The sequence below is a fragment of the Roseburia zhanii genome (genome assembly GCF_014287635.1).
GTDB classification, from domain to species: Bacteria; Bacillota; Clostridia; order Lachnospirales; family Lachnospiraceae; genus Roseburia_B; species Roseburia_B zhanii.
This window is the reverse complement of record NZ_JACOPH010000047.1, coordinates 1-2,159: the sequence shown is the minus strand read 5'-3', so window position 1 is coordinate 2,159 and position 2,159 is coordinate 1. Positions and strand designations below refer to the sequence as shown.

Here is a 2,159-nt window from a genome sequence, read left to right as displayed (position 1 = left end):
AGGTGGAACTCATCACAGTAATAACGGGTAGCAATCTTTCGCTCCCTGTTCTGCGATACCCTGTTCCAAACCGCATCCTGCACGATTAACATACCCAGCTCTTTCAACTGGTTTCCCAAGTCTCTGATGTCAAAGCACATGATACGATTGCCGCTGTCTACGTTGGTATGGTGGTTGAAGTAATTCTGGGAACCATGCACATACAGCACAAGGCTGTTTGCAATACGCTCCGCCTTTGGATTTTTGTGTGCTAACAGGGCATCATATAAATCTTCCAGCAGCGGCATATTTTCCGGCACCGGATTTTCAAAATACTTATCGTAAATATGACGGATACACTCGTCGATGATACCTTTTTCATCATTCTGCAATCCGTCCTTGCCTCCTGCAATCAGGTCACACAATGTTATGATAAAATCGGATTTCAGCTTTAGCGCCTCCTTATCCCCTTTATGGCTTAACTGAATATCCATCGGGTTCAGATAATCTTTGGAATTAGTGGCAAGTTTTACCACCTGTCCATGTAGTGCTGCCACAAGAGCAAAATACTCTCCCTCCGGATCGCAGATGATAATATCGTCCTTTGTGATAAGAAAACAGCTTAAAATCTCACGCTTTGCACTAAAACTCTTACCACTTCCGGGAGTACCTAAGATAACTCCGTTTGGTGTACGGAGCCTTTTGCGGTCTGCCATAATCATGTTGTTGCTGAGTGCATTTAATCCGTAATAGATTGCCGGTGCAGGCATAAACAATTCCTGTGTGCAGAATGGTACTAAGATTGCGGTGCTTTTTGTGGAAAGGGTACGCTCAATTCCGGATTCATTGCACCCAATCGGTGCAGATGCCATAAGGCCCTGCTCCTGTAAATACTGTAAACATCTGAGGTCACAGTTTGCCTGCTGAATAATACCGGACACCCTCTGTATTAAACTCTCCAGTTCCCGCTTGGTTCTGCCATAACAGGTAATAAGGAATGTCATGTTGATCATCTTCTGGTTGCTCGTATTCAAATCATCGAGAAATTCCAGCGTGTCCTTTTCATAAGTCACGATGTCTGTTGGAAGAATATCCATATCATAGCCGCTTCGGACTGCCTTTTTCTGCTCCTCAATCTTCATTTTCTGGATATTGGAAATAACCGCTTTTAACTTCTTGATTGCCTTTACCGGATCTTCCGTCTGCATGTGCATGGAAATCGTAAGATTAGCATCAATATCCAGAAGATGCTTGATCAGCTCGTCCGTAAACTTCGGTGCGATAATATCCAGATAGGACACACAGCCATACATATTCCCCGACTTAAAGCGGTTCGGATAGCGGAAATCAAATCCCGGCGGTGCAATATAGTCCTTGACCGACTTACCGGATTCTGCCAAATCCTTAAATGAAAAACGGAAAGGCTCCATCGTATCCTGATTAAAATATTCATGCAGGATGCGCAGTCTTTCCTTTCCGTCCAGTCCCCTCGCAAGGGTTCCTATGTTGTTTAAGTTCCGTATGACATCTTTTTCAATGTTGTTAAGGCGGCTCTTGGCTTCCTTGTAGCCGTTGCTTTCTAAACCAAAAATCAGATATTTTGATTTGATGATACCGTTGTTGCCCTTTGCCGCCTGCTTCTTTAACATCTCCGTGTATTCCTCACGGATGTCGTTAAAATCATCCTCCTGCCACGGTATGTCAAACTGTTCTGTAAGCATCTGCTCGTTGACATACCTGTTGAAAAGCACCAGTTCAAACCTCACAGACGGATCAAAATAATTGATAAGCTTGCTGTACTGTGCCAGTATGTCCGCCTGGTCATCCACTTCCAGAAGCTCATAGTTTATATCAAAAAATTCCACCATCTTTGTATAATAACGGTGGCTGACCTGACAGATACCGTCACGGAACATCTTTTCAAAAGTGATCGTCCTTTGTGCGGTAGTCGGCTTTTCTTTCTCAATGCTCTTTCCCGATAAAATATGCTTTAACTGTATAAGACGCTTCTTTTCTGAAAAGGTAAGACCGCCACTTTTACTGTTGTTCCTGCTATTGCCTTTATAACTGCTTTTTCTGCGGCTTTCCGGTTCTGCCTTTTGCTTTTTCTTCAAGATAACGAACCTCCCTTCGTAATTTTTCTTTTTCTTCCAACTGCTTGTATAAGTTCTCTGACCGGT

The 2,159-nt window shown here is 43.4% G+C and carries 1 protein-coding gene; it reads right to left on the bottom strand.

The window, feature by feature from the left end; all coding sequences use genetic code 11:
* Positions 1–2,093, bottom strand: a 2,093-nt coding sequence (locus H8S17_RS15890) for a VirB4-like conjugal transfer ATPase, CD1110 family (RefSeq protein ID WP_186867878.1), incomplete at its 3' end; no start/stop codon positions are given.
* Positions 2,094–2,159: the final 66 nt, after the last annotated feature.